The organism is Cupriavidus alkaliphilus, from assembly GCF_014191175.1.
GTDB classification, from domain to species: domain Bacteria; phylum Pseudomonadota; class Gammaproteobacteria; order Burkholderiales; family Burkholderiaceae; genus Cupriavidus; species Cupriavidus alkaliphilus.
Genome location: NZ_JACHWE010000004.1, coordinates 194,664 through 215,944, shown reverse-complemented (window position 1 = coordinate 215,944; position 21,281 = coordinate 194,664). Strand labels below are relative to the sequence as shown.

Genomic DNA, 21,281 nt, shown 5'->3' with positions numbered 1-21,281 from the left:
CCGAAGTGCGACCGGTGCGCCCCACGCGCCGGCCGTGTTGTTGCCACACCCTGATGCCCCCAGGTCAACCACTGAGATCGGCATATGAAGAAAGTTTTCGTCAAGACGTACGGCTGCCAGATGAACGAGTACGACTCGGACAAGATGGTCGACGTCCTCAACGCCAGCCAGGGGCTGGAAGCCACCGACAACGTCGAGGACGCCGACGTGATCCTGTTCAACACCTGCTCGGTGCGCGAGAAGGCGCAGGAGAAGGTGTTCTCGGAACTGGGCCGGATGAAGGCGCTAAAGGCCGCCAAGCCCGACCTGGTGATCGGCGTGGGCGGCTGCGTGGCGAGCCAGGAAGGCGCCAGCATCGTCTCGCGCGCGCCCTATGTCGACGTGGTGTTCGGCCCGCAGACGCTGCACCGCCTGCCTGACCTGATCGCGCGCCGCCAGCGCACCGGCCAGTCGCAGGTGGACATCTCCTTCCCCGAGATCGAGAAGTTCGACCACCTGCCGCCCGCGCGCGTCGAGGGCCCGAGCGCGTTCGTGTCGATCATGGAGGGCTGCTCCAAGTACTGCAGCTACTGCGTGGTGCCGTACACGCGCGGCGAGGAAGTGTCGCGCCCGTTCGAGGACGTGCTGGCCGAAGTGGCGGGCCTGGCCGAACAGGGCGTGCGCGAAGTCACGCTGCTGGGCCAGAACGTCAACGCCTACCGCGGCAAGATGGGCGACACCAGCGAGATCGCCGACTTCGCGCTGCTGATCGAGTACGTGGCCGAGATCCCGGGCATCGAGCGCATCCGCTACACCACCAGCCATCCCAAGGAATTCACCTCGCGCCTGGTCGAGCTGTACGGCCGCTGCGACAAGCTGGTGAACCACTTGCACCTGCCCGTGCAGCATGCTTCGGACCGCATCCTGATGGCGATGAAGCGCGGCTACAGCGTGCTCGAATACAAGAGCATCATCCGCAGGCTGCGCGCGCTGCGCCCGGACATGTCGATGTCGTCGGACTTTATCGTCGGCTTCCCCGGCGAGACCGATGCCGATTTCGACAAGCTGATGGCAATGATCGAGGAAATCGGCTACGACACCTCGTTCTCGTTCATCTTCAGCCCGCGCCCCGGCACGCCCGCGGCCAACCTGCACGACGACACCCCGCGCGAGGTCAAGCTCCAGCGCCTGCAGCGCCTGCAGGCCACGATCGAGGAAAACGTGCAGCGCATCAGCCGGAATATGGTCGGCACGGTCCAGCGCATCCTGGTCGAGGGCCCGGCGCGCAAGGACCCGACCGAGCTGCATGGCCGCACCGAGAACAACCGCGTGGTCAACTTCGCCTTGCCCGGCGTGCCGCAGGCGGGGCGCGACCGGCTGGTCGGCCAGCTGGTCGATGTCAGCATCACGCAGGCGTTCCCGCACTCGCTGCGCGGCGAAATCGTGGTGCGCCAGTAAGGCTCCGACCCATCCACCCAGCAGCTTCCAGCGAGGCCATCGCCCAACGATGAAAATCCCTTCCGCAGAATTTGTCGCCCCGCGGGACGACAACACCCGGCTGCAGAACCTGTGCGGCCCGCTCGACGAGAACCTGCGCCAGATCGAGCAGGCGCTGGACGTGACCATCCAGCGCCGCGGCCACCGCATGACCATCCGCGGCACCTACGCGCAGGATGCCGCGCTGGCGCTCGAGCGCTTCTACAACCAGGCGCGCACGCCGCTGTCGATCGACGACGTGCAGCTGGGCCTGGTCGAGACGCGCCAGCTCAGCGCGCATGGCAGCTACCTGCCCGGCAACGGCAACGGCGATGACGACGAGGCCGAGCGCGAGGAAGGCGACGAATCGCCGGTGCTGCATACGCGCCGCACCGGCCTGCAGGGCCGCACCGTGGCGCAGCGCGACTACCTGCGCAATATCCTGTCGCACGACCTGACCATGGGCATCGGCCCGGCCGGCACCGGCAAGACCTACCTGGCGGTGGCGTGCGCGGTCGACGCGCTCGAGCGCGACGCGGTCAAGCGCATCGTGCTGACCCGCCCCGCGGTGGAAGCCGGCGAACGGCTCGGCTTCCTCCCCGGCGACCTGGCGCAGAAGGTCGACCCCTACCTGCGGCCGCTGTACGACGCACTGTACGACCTGCTCGGCTTCGATCGCACGCAGAAGATGTTCGAGCGGCAGATGATCGAGATCGCGCCGCTGGCGTACATGCGCGGGCGCACGCTGAACCATGCCTTCATCATCCTGGACGAGGCGCAGAACACCACGCCCGAGCAGATGAAGATGTTCCTGACGCGCATCGGCTTCGGCTCCAAGGCGGTGATCACCGGCGACACCACCCAGATCGACCTGCCCAAGGGCCAGAAGAGCGGCCTGGTCGAAGCGCAGCACGTGCTGCGCGACGTGCGCGGCATCGCCTGCACCCGCTTTACCAGCATCGACGTGGTGCGCCATCCGCTGGTGGCGCGCATCGTCGATGCCTATGACGAATACCACGCCCAGCACAAGGACGCTTAATTGAAATCGCAGAAACCCCAGTCTTCCGGCGTCAGCCTGACCCTGTTCGATGGCGAAGGCCGCGCGCGCAAGAGCGCCGCGCACGCGCTGCGCGTGCAGCTGCCCGACGGCCGCAGCCTGACGCTGGACCTGACGCAGGCCGCTGACGGCGTGATCGCGCTGCTGGCCGAGCACACCGATACCAACCAGCAGGCCGGCCTGCTGGTACGCCCGGACAACCATGACGCGCTGTCGGTGGCGGTGACCGCCGCGCCGCTGACCACCACCACCGGCACCCCGGCCACGCCGCCGGCGCTGGAGCTGGAGGTCCAGCACGGCGACGGCATCGCCAAGGGCAACGGCCTGCCGGCGCGGCGCAAGCTGGAGACCTGGGTCAAGTCGGCGCTGTACGCCGACGCCGCGCTGACCATCCGCTTTGTCGGCGAGGAAGAAGGCCGCACGCTGAACCGTACCTATCGCGGCAAGGACTACGCCACCAATGTGCTGACCTTCGCCTATGCCGAGCGCGAGGAAGACCCGGTCAGCGGCGACATCGTGCTGTGCTGCCCGGTGGTGGAAGCCGAGGCGCGCGCGCAGCGCAAGCCGCTCGAAGCGCACTACGCCCACCTGGTCGTGCATGGCGTGCTGCATGCGCAAGGCTACGAGCACGAGGACGACGCCGAGGCCGAGGAAATGGAAGCGATCGAGACCGAGACGCTGCAGGCGCTCGGCTATGCCGATCCTTACCGGGCGGAGAAGGCCGACCGAGCCGCGTGATGCGGCTGCCGCAGGCGGCGCCGGCGAGCGTCTCCTGCGGCACATCTTGAGTACGGCCGCGGCCCGCCGTCACGGGATCGACAGGCTTTTAGTGTATCCTTCAGACGATCTCCACCACGCGCTCGCCGCGAAATGAACGACCCCTATCCCAGTTCGAAGCCCGCTTGCCTGAAGCAGGCCGATCGGCCCAGATCGCTGCTCGAACGCCTGTCAGACCTGATCTCCCCCGAGCCGGACACCCGCGCGGAATTGCTTGAAGTGCTCCAGGAAGCGCATGAGCGCAGCCTGATCGATGCCGATTCCCTGTCGATGATCGAGGGCGTGTTCCAGGTTTCCGAACTGACCGCCGCCGACATCATGGTGCCGCGCGCGCAGATGGATCTGGTCAATATCGCCGACGCGCCGGAGACCTTCATCCCCTTCATGCAGCAGACCGCGCACTCGCGCTTCCCGGTCTACGAAGGCAGCCGCGACAACATCATCGGCATCCTGCTGGCCAAGGACCTGCTGCGCTACTACACCGATCCCGCCTTCGACCTGCGCGAGACCCTGCGCCCGGCCGTGTTCATCCCCGAATCCAAGCGCCTGAACATCCTGCTGCGCGACTTCCGCATCAACCGCAACCACATCGCCATGGTGGTCGACGAGTACGGCGGCGTGGCCGGGCTGGTGACGATCGAGGACGTGCTGGAACAGATCGTCGGCGATATCGAGGACGAATTCGACCTCGACGAAGACCAGGACAATATCCTGCCGATGCCCGACGGCAGCTGGCGCGTGCACGGCCTGACCGAGATCGCGCAGTTCAACGAAGCCTTCGGCACGGCCTTCTCCGACCACGATGTCGACACCGTCGGCGGGCTGCTGTCCAACCACGTGGGCCACGTGCCCCATCGCGGCGAAATCATCACGCTGCCGCCGATCCGCTTCGAGGTGCTGCGCGCCGACGCGCGCCAGGTGCACCTGCTGCAGGTGCACCGCGAAGCCAACACTGACAGCGCCAGCGCCACCAGCGCATGAAGCTCCCCGCCCCGCTCCCTGACGGCGCCGCTGCCGACGCCGGTGCCACCGGCGTGCCCGGCACGCGCGCGCCTTCGCGCGCCGCGACGCTGGCGCGGCTGCTGCTGGCCGGCGTGCTCGGCATCGCCCATACCCAGGCCTTCGCCCCGCACGACTGGTGGTGGCTACAGATCCTGTCGCTGGCCGGCCTGGCCGCGCTGATCGCCGATGCGCCGCGCACGCGAGTGGCCGGCGCCATCGGCTATGCCTTCGGGCTGGGCTGGTTCCTGTCCGGCATCTGGTGGCTCTATATCAGCATGCATGTGTACGGCGAGATGCCGTCTTGGATGGCCGCGCTGGCGGTGGTGCTGTTCTCGGGCTTCCTCTCGCTCTACCCCGCGCTGGCCGGCGCGCTTTGGCACCGGTTGACGGCACGCCTGCCCGCGGGCACGCTGCTGGCGCCGCTGGCGTTCGGCGCGGCGTGGGGCCTGAGTGAATGGCTGCGCGGCGTCGTGTTCACCGGCTTCCCGTGGCTGTCGGGCGGTTATGCGCACGCCGACGGCCCGCTGGCGGGCTTCGCGCCGGTGCTGGGCGTGTACGGCATCGGCGCGCTGGCCGCCGCGGTGGCGGCGCTGCTGGCGGCGTCGGTGCGCGGGCTGGGCCGGGGCGAACGGCGCCGCGCGCTGGTTGCGCTGGCGCTGGCCCTGCTGGTGCCCGCCGCCGGCGCGGCGCTGGCGCCGCTGGCCTGGACCACGCCCGCCGGCAAGCCGCTGACGGTGCGGCTGCTGCAAGGCAACGTGGCGCAGGACATCAAGTTCGAGCCCGCCGGCATCCAGCGCTCGATCGAGCTGTACCGCGACATGATCACCGCGGCGCCGGCCGACCTGGTGGTGACGCCCGAAACCGCGTTCCCGGTGATCCTGCAGGAATTGCCGGTCGACGTGGCCGTCGCCGTGCGCGATTTCGCGCTGGAGAGCGGCACCACGGTGCTGTTCGGTGCCGCCGGCGCCGATTCCCCGGTCGACTTCACCAACAGCGTGTTCGGCCTGGGTCCGGAAACCGAGCGCCTGTACCGCTACAACAAGCATCACCTGGTCCCGTTCGGCGAATTCATCCCGCTGGGGTTCCGCTGGTTCGTCGACATGATGAAGATGCCGCTGGGCGACTTCCGCCGCGGCGGGCTGGACCAGGCCTCGCTGCCGGTGCGGGGCGTGCGCGTGGCGCCGAACATCTGCTACGAGGATTTGTTTGGCGAAGAAATCGCGCAGACGCTGCGCCAGCAGCCGGCGCCGGCCAACCTGCTGGCCAACCTGACCAACCTGGCATGGTTCGGCGACACCATCGCGCTGGACCAGCACCTGCAGATCTCGCGCATGCGGGCGCTGGAAACGCGCCGGCCGATGCTGCGCTCGACCAATACCGGCATGACCGCGGTGGTACGCCCGGACGGCTCGGTGCAGCAACGCCTGCCGACCTTCACCGTGGGCGCGCTGACGGCCGAGGTGCAGGGCATGCAGGGGCTGACGCCCTATATCCGCTGGGGCAACGCGCCGGTGCTGGCGCTGATGGCGCTGGTGCTGGGCACAGCGGCGTGGCGCGCGCGCCTGGCGCGCAAGGCCGGCTGAAGGCGCAAGGCTGGCAGGCGCCGGGCGCAGCGGATTACCGCCGTGGGCCCGGCGCCGGTGGCGCGTCGGTGGCGCGCCGGCAGGTTCAGTTCACCAGTCCGGTCACCACGGACACGGTGGCCGCGGCGATCATGACCGCGATTGCGACCAGATAAGGTTTGCGAGAAAGAAGTGCCATGATCCGAATGTCCCCATCGATAATCAGTGTCTGACAGACGGCTGCCGCGGTATGGCCCGGCAGCCACCGTGCCTGCGTACCGGCACGGACTATCCATCGCAACGCTCTGAAACGGGTTGCTTACTCATACTGTATACAAAAACATTATCGGCAAGCAGCGGCGTGACTTGAAATCGGCGTCAGTATTTTCCCGATACGTTGCGCAGGGCCGACATCCGCACACCGCGCCGCAACGCGGCGCACCGGCCCGGCCATCGGTGCGTGCCCTATGCAGCCCCGCCAAACGGGGCGCCGCGCCAAAAAGCCGATAGAATTCAGGGTTTGGCAAAATCCGTATGCGGCGGCTCCGGCACGTGCTGCGCGGCCTCGGCTTGCCTCCGCTTGCCTCTACCTAGTCTTCCTATGCTGACCTTCCAACAAATGATTCTGACCCTGCAGGCCTACTGGGACCGGCAGGGCTGCGCGCTGTTGCAACCCATCGATCTGGAGGTCGGCGCCGGCACTTCCCACGTACACACCTTCCTGCGCGCGATCGGCCCCGAGCCCTGGCGGGCCGCCTACGTGCAGCCGTCGCGGCGGCCCAAGGACGGCCGCTACGGCGAGAACCCGAACCGGCTGCAGCACTACTACCAATACCAGGTGGTGCTCAAGCCCGCGCCGGAGAACATCCTGGAGCTGTACCTGGGCTCGCTCGAGGCGCTCGGCCTGGACCTGAAGCAGAACGACATCCGCTTCGTCGAGGACGACTGGGAAAACCCCACGCTGGGCGCGTGGGGCCTGGGCTGGGAAGTCTGGCTCAACGGCATGGAGGTGACCCAGTTCACCTACTTCCAGCAGGTGGGCGGCATCGACTGCAAGCCCATCACCGGCGAAATCACCTACGGCATCGAACGCCTGGCGATGTACCTGCAGAAGGTCGAGAACGTCTACGACCTGGTCTGGACCGAGTGGGTCGAGAACGGCGAGACGCGCCGCCTGACCTACGGCGACGTGTACCACCAGAACGAGGTGGAGCAATCCACCTACAACTTCGAGCACAGCAACACCGAAATCCTGTTCCGCCATTTCGCCGAGCACGAGGGCGAGGCCCGGCGGCTGATGGGCAACGGCGAAGATGCCGACGCCGCCAAGGAAGCCGGCACGCGCCTGGCGCTGCCGGCCTACGAACAGGTGCTCAAGGCCGCGCATACCTTCAACCTGCTCGATGCGCGCGGCGCGATCTCGGTCACCGAGCGCGCGGCGTATATCGGCCGCATCCGCAACCTGTCGCGCCAGGTGGCGCAGGCCTACTACGACTCGCGCGAAGCCCTCGGCTTCCCGATGTGCGGCCAGCGCGACGGAGCGCGGGCATGAGGCTGCTGGCGCGCAGCGCGCTGGGCTGCGCCCTGGCCCTCGCCACGCTGGCCGCGGCAGGCAATGCCGCCGGCGCGCGCGCGCAGGCCGCTCCCAGCGCGCAGGTGCTGATGCTGCCGGCCGAACTGAGCAACGTGTGCGAGGCCGACGCGCAGGCGCTGCAGCTGGCGATGGCGCGCCAGTGGCGGCCGTCGCTGAACGCGCTGGACCAGTGGACGCAGCTGGTGCGCTCGTTCTCGTGCGACCTGTCCGGCCAGCGCGACCTGGGCTGGCACCGGGTGCCGCTGCGCGCCTATGAAAGCGCGATCCGCTACCCGCTGACCTGGGTGGAAACCGAGACCCACAACGGCCGCACCCGACGCAAGGTCAAGACCTACTACTCGGCCTCGCAGCTGCCGCCGAAGATCGATTTCTGGGTGGGCGGGCGCATCGACGAGATCCGCTACGACAAGCGCCTGCGCCGCATCGACGCGCGCTTCCCGGCGGCGGGCAGCCGCGGCGGCAGCAATGGCGCCGCCAGTGCCGCGGCAGCCGCGCAATGCGCCTACACCACGCTGCAATTCCGGCAACAGAACGGCCTGTGGCTGCTGTCCGGAGTCGAACCTAATCTTTCGCCGCGCTGCTGAGCCAAGCGGCGCGCGCTACAACCTGTTGGATACGATTCATGTCGCAACCCATGACCGACTCGCTGCTGATCGAACTGTTCACCGAAGAGCTGCCCCCCAAGGCGCTGGCGCGCCTGGGCGACGCCTTCGCGCAGGGCCTGTTCGCCGGCCTGGGCGAGCGCGACCTGCTTGAGCCGGGCGCCACCGTGACGCCGTTCGCCACTCCGCGCCGCCTGGCGGCGCTGGTCAGCGGCGTGCGCCGCAACGCGCCGGACCGCGAGCAGCGCGAGAAGGTCCTGCCGCTGTCGGTGGCGCTGGACGCCAACGGCGAACCGACCGCCCCGCTGGCCAAGAAGCTGGCCGCGCTGGCCAAGTCGGTCGGCGCTGCCGAGATCGACTGGCAGTCGCTGGAGCGCGCCTCCGACGGCAAGGCCGAGGCCTTCTTCTACCGCTACACCGCGCGCGGCGCCGAGCTGGCCGCCGGCCTGCAGGCCACGCTGGAAGACACCGTGGCCAGGCTGCCGATCCCCAAGGTCATGAGCTACCAGCGCCCGGACGGCAGCACGGTGCATTTCGTGCGCCCGGCGCACAGCCTGATCGCCCTGTTCGGCGCCGAGATCCTGCCGGTGACGCTGCTGGGGCTGCAGGCCAGCAACCTGACCCAGGGCCACCGCTTCCTGTCGCATGGCGCGATCGAGATCCGCCACGCCAGCGACTATGCGCAGCAGCTGGAATCCGCCGGCCGCGTGGTGGCCAGCTATGCCGAGCGCCGCGAGCGCATGCGCAGCGCGCTGCTGCAGGAGGCCGGCGCCGACCAGGTCATCATGCCCGAGTCGCTGCTCGACGAAGTCAACTCGCTGGTGGAATGGCCGGTGGTGTACGCCTGCCATTTCGAGGAAGCCTTCCTGGCGGTGCCGCAGGAATGCCTGATCCTGACCATGCAGACCAACCAGAAGTACTTCGCGCTGACCGATGCCGACGGCCACCTGCGCAACCGCTTCCTGATCGTGTCGAACCTGGCCACCGAGACGCCGCAATCGATCATCAGCGGCAACGAGCGCGTGGTGCGCCCGCGCCTGGCCGACGCCAAGTTCTTCTTCGACCAGGACCGCAAGAAGACCCTGGCCTCGCGCGTGCCGCAACTGGCCAGCGTGGTCTACCACAACAAGATCGGCACGCAGCTGGACCGCGTGCAGCGCCTGCAGCAGATCGCCGGCCATATCGCCGATGCCCTCAACGCCGCCGGCGTGGCCACCGACAAGGCCGCCGCGATGCGCGGCGCCGAACTGGCCAAGGCCGACCTGCTGACCGACATGGTGGGCGAGTTCCCCGAGCTGCAAGGCACCATGGGCACCTACTACGCCCGCCACGACGACGAAGCCGAGGACGTGGCGCTGGCCTGCTCCGAGCACTACCGCCCGCGCTTCGCCGGCGATGCGCTGCCGGCAAGCGCGGTCAGCACCGCGGTGGCGCTGGCCGACAAGCTCGAGACCCTGGTCGGGATCTGGGGCATCGGCCTGCAGCCGACCGGCGAGAAAGACCCGTTCGCGCTGCGCCGCCACGCGCTGGGCATCCTGCGCATGCTGATCGAAAAGCCGCTGGCGCTGTCGCTGTCGTCGCTGCTGGCGCAGACCCAGCAAACCTTTGCCGGCATCGCCGCGGTCAAGCCGGCGCCCGAGGCCATCCTCGACTTCCTGTACGACCGCGTGCGCGGCTACCTGAAGGACAAGGGCTACACCACCAATGAAGTCGAGGCCGTGGTCAGCCTGCGCCCGGACCAGCTGCATGACATCCTGGGCCGGATGGAAGCGGTGCGCACCTTCGCCGCGCTGCCCGAGGCCGAGGCCCTGGCCGCCGCCAACAAGCGCATCACCAACATCCTGCGCAAGAACACCGAGCCGCTCGGCGCGGTGAACCCGGCGCTGTTCCAGGAAGACGCCGAAGGCGCGCTGCACGCCGCCATCGAGCGCGTGCGCCCGGCCGTCGAGGCCGCCTTCGCCAGCGGCGACTTCACCGCCGCGCTGCGCGACCTGGCCCAGCTGCGCGACGCCGTCGACCGGTTCTTCAACGACGTGATGGTGATGGCCGAGGATGCGCAGCTGCGCGCCAACCGGCTGGCGCTGCTGGCCTCGCTGCATGCGCTGGCCAACCGCGTGGCCGACATCTCCAAGCTGGCCGCCTGAGCGGTTGCCCCAGACCCCAGCAACCGCCGGAGCCGCACATGCCGCAGACACCTCCCAAGTTTGTCATCCTGGACCGCGACGGGGTGGTCAACCTCGACAGCGACCAGTTCATCAAGACCCCCGATGAATGGGTGCCGATCGATGGCAGCCTGGAAGCCATCGCCGCGCTCAACCAGGCGGGCTACCGCGTGGTCATCGCCAGCAACCAGTCCGGCATCGGCCGCGGCTTGTTCGAGATGAGCGCGCTCAACGCCATGCACGAGAAGATGCATACGGCGCTGGCACGGCTGGGCGGGCGCGTCGAGGCGGTGTTCTTCTGCCCCCATACCGCCGCGGACGGCTGCGAATGCCGCAAGCCGCGCTCGGGCATGCTGGAACAGATCAGCGAGCGCTTCGGCATCGAGCTGCGCGGCGTGCCGATCGTCGGCGATTCGCTGCGCGACCTCGAAGCCGGCGTGGCGGTCGGCTGCGCGCCGCACCTGGTGCGCAGCGGCAAGGGCCTGAAGACACTCGACAAGGGCGGGCTGCCGCCCGGGACGCAGGTGCACGACGACCTGCGCGCCTTTGCCCGCTGGCTGACCGGCAACGATGGCGGGCAGCGCCAGCCTGCCCCGACCCTGGCGAGCGCCCAGAGTGCCCAGAGCGGCCATGGCGCCGCCGGCTGACCAGGCCCGCGGCTGACCGCCCGCACCCATTCCCTATTTGCGCCCCCCCGCATGACGTTCCTTCGTTCCCTGTTGTTCGCGCTGTACCTGCTGGTGCTGACGCCGCCCTACGCCTGCGCCTGCTTCCTGGTGTTTCCGTTCATGAATGCCGACCAGCGCTTCCGCTTCGTGCGCGGCTGGCCGCGGCTGGTCATCGGCGCCGCGCGCATCATCTGCGGCATCCACTACCGCATCCAGGGCCATGAGCACATGGACGGCATGCTCGACAAGCCGGTGGTGCTGCTGTCCAAGCACCAGTCGGCCTGGGAAACCGTGGCCTACGTCGCGCTGATGCCCAAGCCGCTGTGCTTCGTGTTCAAGCGCGAGCTGCTGCTGGTGCCGTTCTTCGGCTGGGCGCTGGGCATGCTGAAGATGGTCCATATCAACCGCAAGGAAGGCACGCGCGCGTTCGCCTCGGCCGCGCGCCAGGGCCGCGAGCGGCTGGCCGAAGGCGCCTGGATCATCATGTTCCCGGAAGGCACGCGCACCCCTTCGGGCCTGGAAAAGACCCGCTACAAGAGCGGCGGCGCGCGCCTGGCGGTGGAGACCGGCGCCTGGGTGCTGCCGATGGCGGTCAACTCGGGTCGGGTCTGGCCGCGCAATTCCTTCCTGAAATATCCCGGCATGGTGACGATCTCGGTCGGCCCGCCGATCGCGTCGGCGAACAAGACCGCCGACCAGCTCAACCAGGAAGTGGCCGACTGGATCGAACGCGACATGCGCCGCATCGACCCGGACAGCTACCGGCCCGCGCAGCAGCGCAGCGAGTCGGCCGCATGAAGCTGCTGCGACCCGCTGCGGAGGCCGACGGCGCGCAGCTGGAGCTGCCGCTGGCGGAACCCGCCCACGCGCCGCAGCCGGCGGCGCCGCTGGCGCCGGAGCTGCCCCATCCGCAGCAACAAGCGCCCGTCTGGCCGGTGCCGCAGCCCAATGCGCGCCTGCTGCAGATCGGCGAGCGGCCGCTGCACTACACCCTCAAGCGCTCCGCGCGCCGCACCATCGGCTTCACCATCGACGACCGCGGCCTGTCGATCACGGCGCCGCGCTGGGTCACGCTGGCCGATGTCGAGGCGGCGATCCTGGAAAAGCAGCGCTGGATCTTCAACAAGCTGGGCGAGTGGCGCCACCGCGAAGCGCGCCGCGTGCTGCCGACGGTCCAGTGGCGCGAGGGCGCTGCCCTGCCCTTCCTCGGCCAGCCGCTGACGCTGGCGCTGGAGTCGCCGATCGGCGCGCTGCTGTTCGATGCCGACCGCCGCGTGCTGCACCTGGCGCTGCCGGCCCATGCCGACGAGCAGCAGATCAAGGACCGCGTGCAGGGCTGGCTGCAGCAGCAGGCGCGCCGCCTGCTGGCCGAGCGGCTGGACCTCTATGCCGCCAGGCTGGGCGTGCGCCACACCGGCTTCGCGCTGACCTCGGCCGCGACGCGCTGGGGCAGCTGCACCGCCGACGGCAAGATCCGGCTGAACTGGCGCCTGATGCATTTCCCGCTGTCGATGATCGACTACGTCGCCGCGCATGAACTGGCGCACCTGAAGGAAATGAACCACGGCCCGCGCTTCTGGGAGACCGTGGAGTCGATCTTTCCCGAGTTCCGCGACGCCCGCGCGCAATTGCGCGCGCACCCGCCCGAGCTGCTGCCGACATTCTGAGGGCCGGGAGCGGGCCCGGTGGGTTTCGGCCAAAGGCACTAAAATGGCGCCTTCCTATACCAATAACAGTTGAAGGCCCTCCCATGCGACTCCTCCACACCATGCTGCGCGTCGGCGACATGCAGCGCTCCATCGATTTCTACACCCGCGTGCTCGGCATGCAGCTGCTGCGCCAGAGCGACAACCCCGAGTACAAGTACCGCCTCGCCTTCGTCGGTTATGGTCCCGAGAGCGAAACCGCGGTGCTGGAGCTGACCTACAACTACGGCGTCGACAGCTACGACCTCGGCACCGCCTACGGCCACATCGCGCTGGAGACGGACGATGCCGCGGCCGCCTGCGACCGCATCCGCGCCGCGGGCGGCAAGGTTACGCGCGAGGCCGGCCCGGTCAAGGGCGGCACCACCGTGATTGCCTTCGTCGAAGACCCCGACGGCTACAAGATCGAGCTGATCGAGCGCCATTCCACCCGCGACGCCAGCCGTCCCTGAAGGCCCGGCCCGTGAGCACGCAAGGCGTCGCGCGCCAGCCGCTCGACGGCGTCGCCATCGGCCTGATGGTGGTGCTGTGCGCCGCCTGGGGACTGCAGCAGGTGGTGATCAAGGTGACCGCGCCGCTGATGGGCGCGGTGCTGCAGGCCGGCGTGCGCTCGGCGGTGGCGGCGCTGCTGGTATTCGGCTTCGCGGCGTGGCGCGGCACCCCGCTGTGGCGGCGCGACGGCACGCTGAACGCCGGCCTGCTGGCCGGGCTGTTGTTCGGGGCGGAGTTCTTCTGCATCTTTGTCGGCCTGGGCCACACCACCGCGTCGCGCATGGCGGTGTTCCTGTACACCGCGCCGATCTTCACCGCGCTGGGACTGCATTTCGCGGTGCCGGGAGAGCGGCTGCGCACCGGGCAATGGCTGGGCGTGGCACTGGCGTTCGCGGGCATGGCGCTGGCCTTTGCCGATGGCATCGCCGCGCCGTCGGCGCAGGGCAGCACGCTGCTGGGCGATGCGCTCGGCATCCTCGCCGGCGCGCTGTGGGCCGCCACCACCGTGGTGGTGCGCGCCAGCCCGCTGGCTGGCGCACCGGCCAGCAAGACGCTGCTGTACCAGCTGGCGGTGTCCGCGGTGATGCTGCTGGCGATGGCGGTGGCCGCAGGCCAGACCATGACGGTACAGCTCGACGGCGTGGTGCTGGCCAGCCTGTTCTACCAGTCGGTGCTGATCGCCTTTGCCAGCTACCTGGCGTGGTTCTGGCTGCTGCAGCGCTACCTGGCGTCGCGGCTGTCGGTGTTTTCCTTTCTGACGCCGCTGTTCGGGGTCGCCTTCGGCGTGGTGCTGATGCACGACGCCGTGGGCCCGCGCTTCGCCGTGGCGGCGGTGCTGGTGCTGGCGGGGATCGTGCTGGTGAATCGGCGGGCGTGAGGACTTGAAGCTCCCCTCTCCCGCGCGCGGGAGAGGGGAGCAAACCCTTAGCTTGCCAGCATGCTTAGCGGCGTGCCTCGAACGAGAACATGCCCAGCGCGTCGCGCACCTCTTCCAGCGTCTGCTGGGTGAGCGCGCGCGCCTTCGCGGTGCCCTGGCGCAGGATGTCGAAGACATAGTCCGGATCCTTGGCCAGCGCTTCGCGCCGCTCGCGGATCGGGGCCAGCATGTCCTGCAGCACGCCCTCGATGCGGCGCTTGAGCACCATGTCGCCGAGCCCGCCGCGCTGGTAGTGTTCCTTCAGCGCCTGGACTTCCTCGGTGTTCGGATCGAATGCATCCAGGTAGGTGAACACCACGTTGCCCTCGACCTGGCCGGGATCGGACACGCGCAGGTGGTTGGGATCGGTGTACATGCTGTGCACCGCGGCCTTGATCTGCTCGGGCGCGGCCCCCAGCGCGATCGCATTGCCCATCGACTTGCTCATCTTGGCCTTGCCGTCGACGCCAGGCAGGCGACCGAACTGCGGAATCATCGCCTTGCACTCGGGCAGCACGTCGCGGCCGACCTGGTGGTTGATGCGGCGCACGATTTCGTTGGTCTGCTCGATCAGCGGCGCCTGATCCTCGCCCACCGGCACCACCTCGGCCTTGAAGGCGGTGATGTCGGCGGCCTGCGAGGCCGGATAGCACAGGAAGCCGGCCGGGATGTCGCGGCCGAAGCCACGTGCCTGGATCTCTTCCTTGATGGTCGGGTTGCGCTCCAGCCGTGCCACCGTGACGAAGTTCAGGTACATCAGCGTCAGCTCGGCCAGCGCGGGCAGGTGCGACTGCACCGTGATGGTGGTCTTGGCCGGGTCGATGCCGACCGCCAGGTAGTCCAGCGCCACCTCCAGCACGTTGCGGCGCACCTTGTCGGGATCGTGCGCGTTGTCGGTCATGGCCTGGGTGTCGGCCAGCAGCAGGTACTGCTCGTGCGAATCCTGCAGCGCGACGCGGCTCTTGAGCGAGCCGACAAAGTGGCCGAGGTGCAGCGGGCCGGTGGGACGGTCGCCGGTCAGGATCACGGGACGCCGGTTGGTTTGGCTGGTTTGGGCTGTCATGGGACGGTCTTGCACGGAAATAGTCGCGGGAGAATCGGGATGCTTGGGAATGCGGGAAGCCGGCGCGCTCAGGCGGCCTGGCCGGGAGCCTTGTCGCCCAGGCGCCGGGCCAGTTCGACATACTCGCCGACCGGCACTTCCTCGGCGCGCCGGCCCAGGTCGAAGCCCATGGCATCGAAATCGACCTGGTCGCGCAGGAACGACAGCGTGTTGCGCAGCACCTTGCGCCGCTGCGAAAACGCCGCCGTGACCACGTCGCCGAGCACGGTGATGTCGCAATCGGCATGCGGCGAACGCAGCCGGCCGTCGCCGTGGCGCGGCCACGGGATCATGCGGACCACGGCGGAGTCGACCTTGGGCGGCGGATTAAAGGCGCCCGGCGGCACGTCCAGCACGTGCTCCATGTAGTAGCGCACCTGCAGCATGATCGACAGCCGGCCGAAGGCCTTGCTGCCAGGCTCGGCGACCATGCGCTCGACCACCTCCTTCTGCAGCATGAAGTGCTGGTCGTGCACGTGGTCGGCGAACTCCATCAGGTGGAACAGCAGCGGGCTCGAAATGTTGTACGGCAGGTTGCCGACGATGCGCAGCGGGCGGCCCGGCACGGCCAGCTTGTCGAAGTCGAAGTCGAGCGCGTCGCCGGCGTGGACCTGCAGGCGGTCGCCATAGCGGCGGCGCAGGCGCTCGACCAGGTCGCGGTCCAGCTCGACCACCTGCATCTGCGGAATCCGCTCGAGCAGCGGGTCGGTCAGCGCGCCCAGGCCCGGCCCGATCTCGACCAGCACGTCGCCGGCCTGCGGGCTGATGGCATTGACGATGCCGTGGATGATGGTGTCGTCGACCAGGAAGTTCTGCCCGAATCGTTTGCGGGCCACATGGCCCTGGTGCACGTTAGAACGCATGATGTATTAGTCCGGCGTCAGCATGGCGGCTGCGTGCCGGAAGGGGTATGGCCCGGGGCACCGGCGCCGGGCCGGCGGCCGTTGGCATGGCCAGACATGATAACCGCCGTGCGGATCGCCTCGATCATGCTGCCGTGCTCGGCCTGGCCGGTGCCGGCGAGGTCGAGCGCGGTGCCATGGTCCACCGACGTGCGGATGAAGGGCAGCCCCAGCGTGATATTCACACCGTGGCCGAAGGTGCCGTACTTGAGCGGCGCCAGCCCCTGGTCATGGTACATCGCCAGCACGCAGTCGGCATCGCGCAGGTGGCGCGGCTGGAACAGCGTGTCGGCCGGGAACGGTCCGCGCGCATCGATGCCGGCATCCTTGGCCTGCGCCAGCGCGGGCGCGATGATGTCGATCTCTTCGCGGCCCATATGGCCGCTTTCGCCGGCGTGCGGGTTCAGGCCCGTGACCAGGATGCGCGGCCGCGCGATGCCGAAGCAGCGTCGCAGGTCGGCATCGATGATGGCCAGGGTCTGCACCAGCAGCGGCACCGACAGCGCATCGGGCACCGCGCGCAGCGGCAGGTGGGTGGTGGCCAGCGCCACGCGCAGCATGGCGTCGTCGTGCGCCGGCTGCGGGCCGGCCAGCATCATCACCACGCGCGGCGCGCCGGCGCTGTCGGCCAGGTATTCGGTATGGCCGGTGAAGGGCACGCCGGCGTCGTTGATGGTGCTCTTCTGCACCGGCGCCGTGACCATCGCGGCATAGCGGGGCGCGGCGCCGCCCTGCGCACGGCAGCCGTCGATGGCGGCATCGAGCAGCTTCAGGACATAGCGGCCGTTGCGCGCGTCGAGCCGTCCGGCCTCGCACGCCACCGCCAGCGCGATGTCCTCGATCACCACGCCGCCGTCGGCAATGCGCCGCTCCCAGGCATGGGTGACGCCCAGCGCCTCGGCGCGTTCGGCCAGCATGCGGGCATCGCCCAGCACATGGAAGCGGCAGGCCCGAGCCTCGGCGCCATGGTTGGCGCCCGCCAGCTGCAGCAGGGCCCCGATGGTGATATCGGGGCCGATGCCGGCAGGTTCTCCGGTGGAAATGGCCAGGGCTAGCGGGTCGGGCATGTCGGCTTGGCGCTGAGGGGCTGAAGGCGGGCGGACGGGGGCCGGCGCGTCAGCGCTGCCGGTTGACCCGGTACTCCACGTACGCCTGCGAGCGCAGCTGGCGCACCCAGTCATCATAGGCGGCGCGCAGCTTCTGTTCGCGCACTTCGGCACGGGCGAAGTCGCGCTGCTTCTCCGGCGACAGCTCGGTCTCGCGGCGGTTCAGCACCTGGATCAGGTGCACGCCGAACTGCGTGACCACCGGCTCCGAGATCTCGTTCGGGCGCAGCCGGCTCATGGCCTGCTCGAACTCGGGCACCAGCTCGCCCGGCGACACCCAGCCGAGATCGCCGCCGTTCTGCGCCGAGCCGTCCTGCGAGAAGCGCTTGGCCGCGTCGGCAAAGTCGCCGCCATGGGTGATGCGGTCGCGCAGCGTGCCGAGCTGGCGGCGCGCCTCGGCCTCGGGCATGTTGGGGCCGGTGCGGATCAGGATGTGGCGCACCTGGGTCTGCGTGATCTTGCCGGCCGCGGCCGGGCCCGAGGCCGGCGCCGCGCGCTTGGCCACCAGCTTGATCACGTGGAAGCCGGCGGCGCTCTCGACCACCTGCGGCGCCACCGCGCCGGGCTGCAGGTCGACCACGGCATTGGCGAACAGCGCCGGCAGGCGGCCGATCTCGCGGAAGCCCATGGCGCCGCCCTGGGCCGCTTCCGGGCCTTCGGAGCTGGCCTGTGCCAGCTGCGCGAAGTCGGCGCCGTCCTGGGCCTGCTTGAGCAGCCCCTCGGCCTTGGTGCGCAGTGCCTGCTTCTGCGCGTCCGAGGCATTCTCGGGCACGCGCACGAGGATCTGCGCCATGTTGTATTCGGTCGGGCCGCCGGCCGCGCCCTGGCCGCCGCGCGCCGCCAGGTAGTTGTCGATCTCGCCGTCGTAGACCTGCACCTTGGAGTCGACCTCGCGCTCGCGCAGGCGGATCACCTGCACCTGCTTGCGCAGCTCATCGCGGTACTTGGTCCAGGTCATGCCGCTGCCCTCGACCCGGCGACGCAGCTCGGCCGCGTTCATCTGGTTCTGCTGCGCCACCGATTCGATGGCGCGGTCGACTTCCTGGTCGGTCACGCGGATGCCGGCGTCCTGCGCGGCCTGGGTCTGCACGCGTTCCATCACCAGCCGCTCGAGCACCTCGCCCAGCAGGTCGGCGCGCGCGGGCACCGGACGGCCGCCGGCACGCAGCTGGCTCTCGATCTCGTCGGCGCGGTCAAGCAGTTCGCGCCGCGTGATCACGCTGTTGTTGACCACCGCCACCACTTCGTCGATCAGCTGCGAGCGCTTCTGGCCGCCGGCCTGCGGCACGCCCAGCTTGGGCTGGCTGGACGGCGCGGTAACGTCGGACGCCTGCGGCACGAAGATGCCGCTGGCACGCGGCGTGCCGGGCGCCTTCAGTTGCGCGGCGGCGGGCACCGCCATCGCGGCCAGCACGGCCGGCAGCAGCAGCCGGTGCCAGGACGTCAGCAAAAAGGAAAACACGGCGAATTCTTGACGTTTCATCGTAATCCGTCATTCATAGTGATCGAACTGGGTCGTCGGCACCGGCTTGGCCGAGACCGGCTCGTAGCCCGGCACGTTCAGGCGCAGGATGTTCAACGGGTTGGACCCGATCTTGGAAAGGCCACGGAACTCCACCTGCAGGAAGACCCGCCCGGTGTAGCCCTGGGTAGTGTTGCGGAAACGCTGGTAGACCACGCGGCCGACCCAGCAGTCCGCGGCGTACTCGACGCCGGCGAGCGCATCGACCATCTGGCTGGCGGTCAGGTCGAAGGCGAAGCGCGCGATGCCGTAGGCCCGGCGCGTGATCGGCCACTGGCTCGACAGCTCGAACTGGTCGATCGCGGTGTTGTCGGTCACCGAGGTGGGCCGGCGGTAGCGGTAGCCGGCGTTGAACACCTTGCGCGACTCGGGGCGGTACGTGAACGCCACGTTGCCGTAGTTGACCCGGTCCGAATCGGGGTTGTACTGCACCCCCGCATCCAGATAGTAGCCGCGGAACAGCTGGATGGTGGTGGCGGCGAGCAGGTCCGACGAGCCCGACTTGGGATCGGCCAGCGTGCCGTTGAGCTGCACGCGCTGCCCGGTGAAGTCATAGCGCTGGGCAATGGTGCCGCGGAAGCGCTCGATGCCGGTATCGGATTCGATCAGGCGCGTGGTCACGCCGCCGGTCAGCTTGTTGTTGTCGGCGATGCGGTCGTAGCCGGTGAACGGGTTTTCGCTGAAGATCTGCCCGTAGCCGAAGTCGGACTGCACCGTGTCGAACAGCGGGAACTGGCTCTGGTCGCGGAACGGCGTGTAGACGTAGAACAGGCGCGGCTCCAGCGTCTGCACGTAGTTGACCCCGAACAGGCGGCTGATGGTCGGCGCATCGCGCTCGAAGGTCATGCCCGAATCCAGGCTGACGGTCGGGATCGCGCGCGACAGGTTGTTCTGCGCGGTCGGCGTGTTGGTGGCCGCTTCCATCTGGTACTGCGCGGCGTTGAACGACACCTTGGGCGTCACGTACCAGCCGGCGCGCACGATCGGGTAGCTGATGCTGGGCTGGAAATACATGCGCTCGCCCTGCGGCTGCTGGAAGCCGGTGGACGTCAGCGGGATGCGGAAGCGGGTGTAGTCGGCTTCCATCTGCACGTCGAAGCCGCCCAGGTCGTAGCGGATGTACTTGCCGTTGAGCTGCGGCACGCGCTCGTACGAGGGCTCGCTCGGGCGCAGCGTCTGGAACTTCTGCACCCGCGCCAGCAGGGTGAAGTCCTGCCAGTTGTAGGTGACGCCGCCCTCCTGCGTGTACTGCCGCAGCGTCGATTGCGACACGCTGCGGTTGAAGTCGTCCGGGTAGCGGTCATCGGACACCCGGTTCAGGTTCAGGTACGCGGCCAGACCCGGCGCCAGCCGCTGGGTATGCTGCAGCGAATAGGCCCAGCGGTTCGAGTTGGTCTTCCTGTCGTCCGGCAGGAACTCGGCGCGCACGCGCCCGGAGTAGGTCTCGCTCAGGTAGCGGTATTCGCCGCCGAGCTGCAGGCCGCGCTCGGTCATCAGCCGCGGGTAGATGGTCAGGTCGCGGTTGGGCGCGATATTGACGTAGTACGGCGCGGTGACATCGAAACCCGATTTCGAGCTGTAGCCCATCAGCGGCGGCAGGAAGCCGCTGCGGCGATCGTCGTTCAGCGGGAAGCTGAACGCGGGCGCGGCCGCGACCGGCACGCCGAAGAAGTTCAGCACGCCGCCGTAGGCCACGCCAACCTGACGGTCGCTGTCCAGGTCGATCCGGTTCGCGCTGAAATACCAGTCGGCATTGTCGGGCGAACAGGTGGTGTACGACGCCTGTCGGGCCGTGCTGCGGTTCTGGTCGAGGAAGTCGATGCGCTCGGCCTTGCCGGTGCCGCCGGTCTGCTGGAAGTAGTAGTCCGGCGACAGCATGTAGCCTTCGTTGGCCTCGACCCTGAGCCGCGCTTCCGGGCCAACCGCCAGCGTGCCGCCGCGCGACATGCGCACATTGCCCTGCGCGAAGGCCTCGTCGGTGTCCTGGTCGTAGCTCAGCTTGTCGCCCTTGATCACGCCGCCATCGCGGCGCAGCTCGGCATGGCCTTCCAGTTCGACGCCGCGTTCGCTGTAGCCGGTCATGCGGTCGGCTTCGATGAAGGTGGGGGCGTCGGGATCGGACTCGCCCCTGGCGGCCGGCTCGGCCAGGCGCGGCACCAGTTCGCCGGACTCCACCGGCAGCGGCGGCGCCGGCGGCGCGGCTTCGAACACCGGCTCGACCTGGTCGAGGTCGGGGATCGCCGAGCCGGTCATCTGCGCATGGGCGCCGGCCGACAGGCCGGCCATGGCCAGCACCAGCGGGCGCAGCGCGCCCGCGTGCAGGCCGCCGGCGCGCCTGGCACGGGCCGGGGCGCGGGGGGAAGCAGGCGCAGGCAAGGCCCTGTTGTTCGGTGATCGTTGTGGTTCGGTCATTCGCACGGGTGGTCAGTCTCGGCACGGGCAGCGGCTCGCCTGCAGGCCGCCAGGCCCCCGCCGGGGCAGGCTGCGGGGCAACGCGGCCCCTCCCGGAGGCCACCGGCGCCCCGGTCTGGTCGGGTATTATACGGGGCAACCCGGGGGGCTCTTGCCGCTTACTTCCGGTTTCATTTCCGGTGTCATCGAGGGCTTTCACTTTCGTCCCGCCCCCGCGCCCCATCCCCACACGTACCTCCGACAA

General features: G+C 69.0%; 18 protein-coding genes. 13 read left to right on the top strand and 5 right to left on the bottom strand.

What is annotated here, in order from left to right:
• The first annotated feature begins 84 nt into the window (after positions 1–84).
• From miaB to FHX60_RS15795, 13 genes are all read left to right on the top strand, one after another.
• Positions 85–1,437: a tRNA (N6-isopentenyl adenosine(37)-C2)-methylthiotransferase MiaB gene (gene miaB, locus FHX60_RS15855; protein ID WP_092307776.1), complete on the top strand. Its 1,353-nt coding sequence runs from the start codon at positions 85–87 to the stop codon at positions 1,435–1,437.
• A 49-nt stretch (positions 1,438–1,486) separates the two neighbouring features.
• Positions 1,487–2,494, top strand: coding sequence for a PhoH family protein (locus tag FHX60_RS15850; RefSeq protein ID WP_092307774.1), 1,008 nt, complete (start codon positions 1,487–1,489; stop codon positions 2,492–2,494).
• Complete coding sequence (gene ybeY, locus FHX60_RS15845) at positions 2,495–3,250, top strand: rRNA maturation RNase YbeY (RefSeq protein ID WP_092307772.1); 756 nt, start codon at positions 2,495–2,497, stop codon at positions 3,248–3,250. It begins immediately after the preceding gene.
• A gap of 132 nt (positions 3,251–3,382) precedes the next feature.
• Positions 3,383–4,270 (top strand): CorC family transporter, encoded by an 888-nt coding sequence (locus FHX60_RS15840; protein ID WP_183283884.1) that lies wholly within the window; start codon positions 3,383–3,385, stop codon positions 4,268–4,270.
• Positions 4,267–5,874, top strand: a complete 1,608-nt coding sequence (gene lnt / locus FHX60_RS15835) for an apolipoprotein N-acyltransferase (RefSeq protein WP_183283883.1) — start codon at positions 4,267–4,269, stop codon at positions 5,872–5,874. The genes FHX60_RS15840 and lnt overlap by 4 nt, the downstream gene beginning before the upstream one ends.
• A gap of 580 nt (positions 5,875–6,454) precedes the next feature.
• Positions 6,455–7,405 (top strand): glycine--tRNA ligase subunit alpha, encoded by a 951-nt coding sequence (glyQ, locus tag FHX60_RS15830; protein WP_112773736.1) that lies wholly within the window; start codon positions 6,455–6,457, stop codon positions 7,403–7,405.
• A complete protein-coding gene (locus tag FHX60_RS15825; RefSeq protein WP_183283882.1) occupies positions 7,402–8,031 on the top strand; it encodes a hypothetical protein in 630 nt (209 codons plus the stop codon). The genes glyQ and FHX60_RS15825 overlap by 4 nt, the downstream gene beginning before the upstream one ends.
• A 38-nt stretch (positions 8,032–8,069) precedes the next feature.
• Positions 8,070–10,193 carry a glycine--tRNA ligase subunit beta gene (gene glyS / locus FHX60_RS15820; protein WP_183283881.1) on the top strand — a complete coding sequence of 708 codons (2,124 nt, stop codon included), beginning with the start codon at positions 8,070–8,072 and terminating at the stop codon, positions 10,191–10,193.
• 38 nt (positions 10,194–10,231) lie between these two features.
• Positions 10,232–10,858 carry a D-glycero-beta-D-manno-heptose 1,7-bisphosphate 7-phosphatase gene (gmhB, locus tag FHX60_RS15815; RefSeq protein WP_112773738.1) on the top strand — a complete coding sequence of 209 codons (627 nt, stop codon included), beginning with the start codon at positions 10,232–10,234 and terminating at the stop codon, positions 10,856–10,858.
• Positions 10,859–10,909: 51 nt separating this feature from the next.
• Positions 10,910–11,677 (top strand): lysophospholipid acyltransferase family protein, encoded by a 768-nt coding sequence (locus tag FHX60_RS15810; protein WP_112773739.1) that lies wholly within the window; start codon positions 10,910–10,912, stop codon positions 11,675–11,677.
• On the top strand, positions 11,674–12,546 hold the full coding sequence (locus tag FHX60_RS15805) for a M48 family metallopeptidase (protein ID WP_092307756.1): 873 nt from the start codon (positions 11,674–11,676) through the stop codon (positions 12,544–12,546). Before FHX60_RS15810 ends, FHX60_RS15805 begins: the two co-directional genes overlap by 4 nt.
• Positions 12,547–12,629: 83 nt before the next feature.
• Positions 12,630–13,037, top strand: a complete 408-nt coding sequence (gloA, locus tag FHX60_RS15800; protein ID WP_112773740.1) for a lactoylglutathione lyase — start codon at positions 12,630–12,632, stop codon at positions 13,035–13,037.
• 65 nt (positions 13,038–13,102) lie between these two features.
• Positions 13,103–13,954, top strand: a complete 852-nt coding sequence (locus FHX60_RS15795; RefSeq protein ID WP_167355478.1) for a DMT family transporter — start codon at positions 13,103–13,105, stop codon at positions 13,952–13,954.
• Between the two features lie 64 nt (positions 13,955–14,018).
• Here FHX60_RS15795 and trpS read toward each other — a convergent pair whose 3' ends face one another.
• From trpS to FHX60_RS15770, 5 genes are all read right to left on the bottom strand, one after another.
• A complete protein-coding gene (gene trpS, locus FHX60_RS15790) occupies positions 14,019–15,056 on the bottom strand; it encodes a tryptophan--tRNA ligase (protein ID WP_183283880.1) in 1,038 nt (345 codons plus the stop codon).
• Positions 15,057–15,124: 68 nt separating this feature from the next.
• Entirely contained in the window at positions 15,125–15,958 is an 834-nt protein-coding gene (gene rsmA, locus FHX60_RS15785) for a 16S rRNA (adenine(1518)-N(6)/adenine(1519)-N(6))-dimethyltransferase RsmA (RefSeq protein WP_092307748.1), read from the bottom strand.
• A gap of 17 nt (positions 15,959–15,975) precedes the next feature.
• A complete protein-coding gene (gene pdxA / locus FHX60_RS15780) occupies positions 15,976–17,064 on the bottom strand; it encodes a 4-hydroxythreonine-4-phosphate dehydrogenase PdxA (RefSeq protein ID WP_112773743.1) in 1,089 nt (362 codons plus the stop codon).
• A 49-nt stretch (positions 17,065–17,113) separates the two neighbouring features.
• The gene (locus tag FHX60_RS15775) at positions 17,114–18,586 is read right to left on the bottom strand and encodes a peptidylprolyl isomerase (protein ID WP_112773744.1); all 1,473 of its coding nucleotides are present in this window, start codon (positions 18,584–18,586) and stop codon (positions 17,114–17,116) included.
• A 9-nt stretch (positions 18,587–18,595) separates the two neighbouring features.
• On the bottom strand, positions 18,596–21,037 hold the full coding sequence (locus tag FHX60_RS15770; protein WP_112773745.1) for an LPS-assembly protein LptD: 2,442 nt from the start codon (positions 21,035–21,037) through the stop codon (positions 18,596–18,598).
• Between the last annotated feature and the right edge of the window lie 244 nt (positions 21,038–21,281).

What these genes read in the sequence shown, in the direction of transcription:
- miaB (WP_092307776.1), top strand. Translation starts at nt 85, where the DNA reads ATGAAGAAAGTTTTCGTCAAGACGTACGGCTGCCAGATGAACGAGTAC.
- FHX60_RS15850 (WP_092307774.1), top strand. Translation starts at nt 1,487, where the DNA reads ATGAAAATCCCTTCCGCAGAATTTGTCGCCCCGCGGGACGACAACACC.
- FHX60_RS15840 (WP_183283884.1), top strand. Translation starts at nt 3,383, where the DNA reads ATGAACGACCCCTATCCCAGTTCGAAGCCCGCTTGCCTGAAGCAGGCC.
- lnt (WP_183283883.1), top strand. Translation starts at nt 4,267, where the DNA reads ATGAAGCTCCCCGCCCCGCTCCCTGACGGCGCCGCTGCCGACGCCGGT.
- glyQ (WP_112773736.1), top strand. Translation starts at nt 6,455, where the DNA reads ATGCTGACCTTCCAACAAATGATTCTGACCCTGCAGGCCTACTGGGAC.
- FHX60_RS15825 (WP_183283882.1), top strand. Translation starts at nt 7,402, where the DNA reads ATGAGGCTGCTGGCGCGCAGCGCGCTGGGCTGCGCCCTGGCCCTCGCC.
- glyS (WP_183283881.1), top strand. Translation starts at nt 8,070, where the DNA reads ATGTCGCAACCCATGACCGACTCGCTGCTGATCGAACTGTTCACCGAA.
- gmhB (WP_112773738.1), top strand. Translation starts at nt 10,232, where the DNA reads ATGCCGCAGACACCTCCCAAGTTTGTCATCCTGGACCGCGACGGGGTG.
- FHX60_RS15810 (WP_112773739.1), top strand. Translation starts at nt 10,910, where the DNA reads ATGACGTTCCTTCGTTCCCTGTTGTTCGCGCTGTACCTGCTGGTGCTG.
- FHX60_RS15805 (WP_092307756.1), top strand. Translation starts at nt 11,674, where the DNA reads ATGAAGCTGCTGCGACCCGCTGCGGAGGCCGACGGCGCGCAGCTGGAG.
- gloA (WP_112773740.1), top strand. Translation starts at nt 12,630, where the DNA reads ATGCGACTCCTCCACACCATGCTGCGCGTCGGCGACATGCAGCGCTCC.
- FHX60_RS15795 (WP_167355478.1), top strand. Translation starts at nt 13,103, where the DNA reads ATGGTGGTGCTGTGCGCCGCCTGGGGACTGCAGCAGGTGGTGATCAAG.
- trpS (WP_183283880.1), bottom strand. Translation starts at nt 15,056, where the DNA reads ATGACAGCCCAAACCAGCCAAACCAACCGGCGTCCCGTGATCCTGACC.
- rsmA (WP_092307748.1), bottom strand. Translation starts at nt 15,958, where the DNA reads ATGCGTTCTAACGTGCACCAGGGCCATGTGGCCCGCAAACGATTCGGG.
- pdxA (WP_112773743.1), bottom strand. Translation starts at nt 17,064, where the DNA reads ATGCCCGACCCGCTAGCCCTGGCCATTTCCACCGGAGAACCTGCCGGC.
- FHX60_RS15775 (WP_112773744.1), bottom strand. Translation starts at nt 18,586, where the DNA reads ATGAAACGTCAAGAATTCGCCGTGTTTTCCTTTTTGCTGACGTCCTGG.
- FHX60_RS15770 (WP_112773745.1), bottom strand. Translation starts at nt 21,037, where the DNA reads ATGACCGAACCACAACGATCACCGAACAACAGGGCCTTGCCTGCGCCT.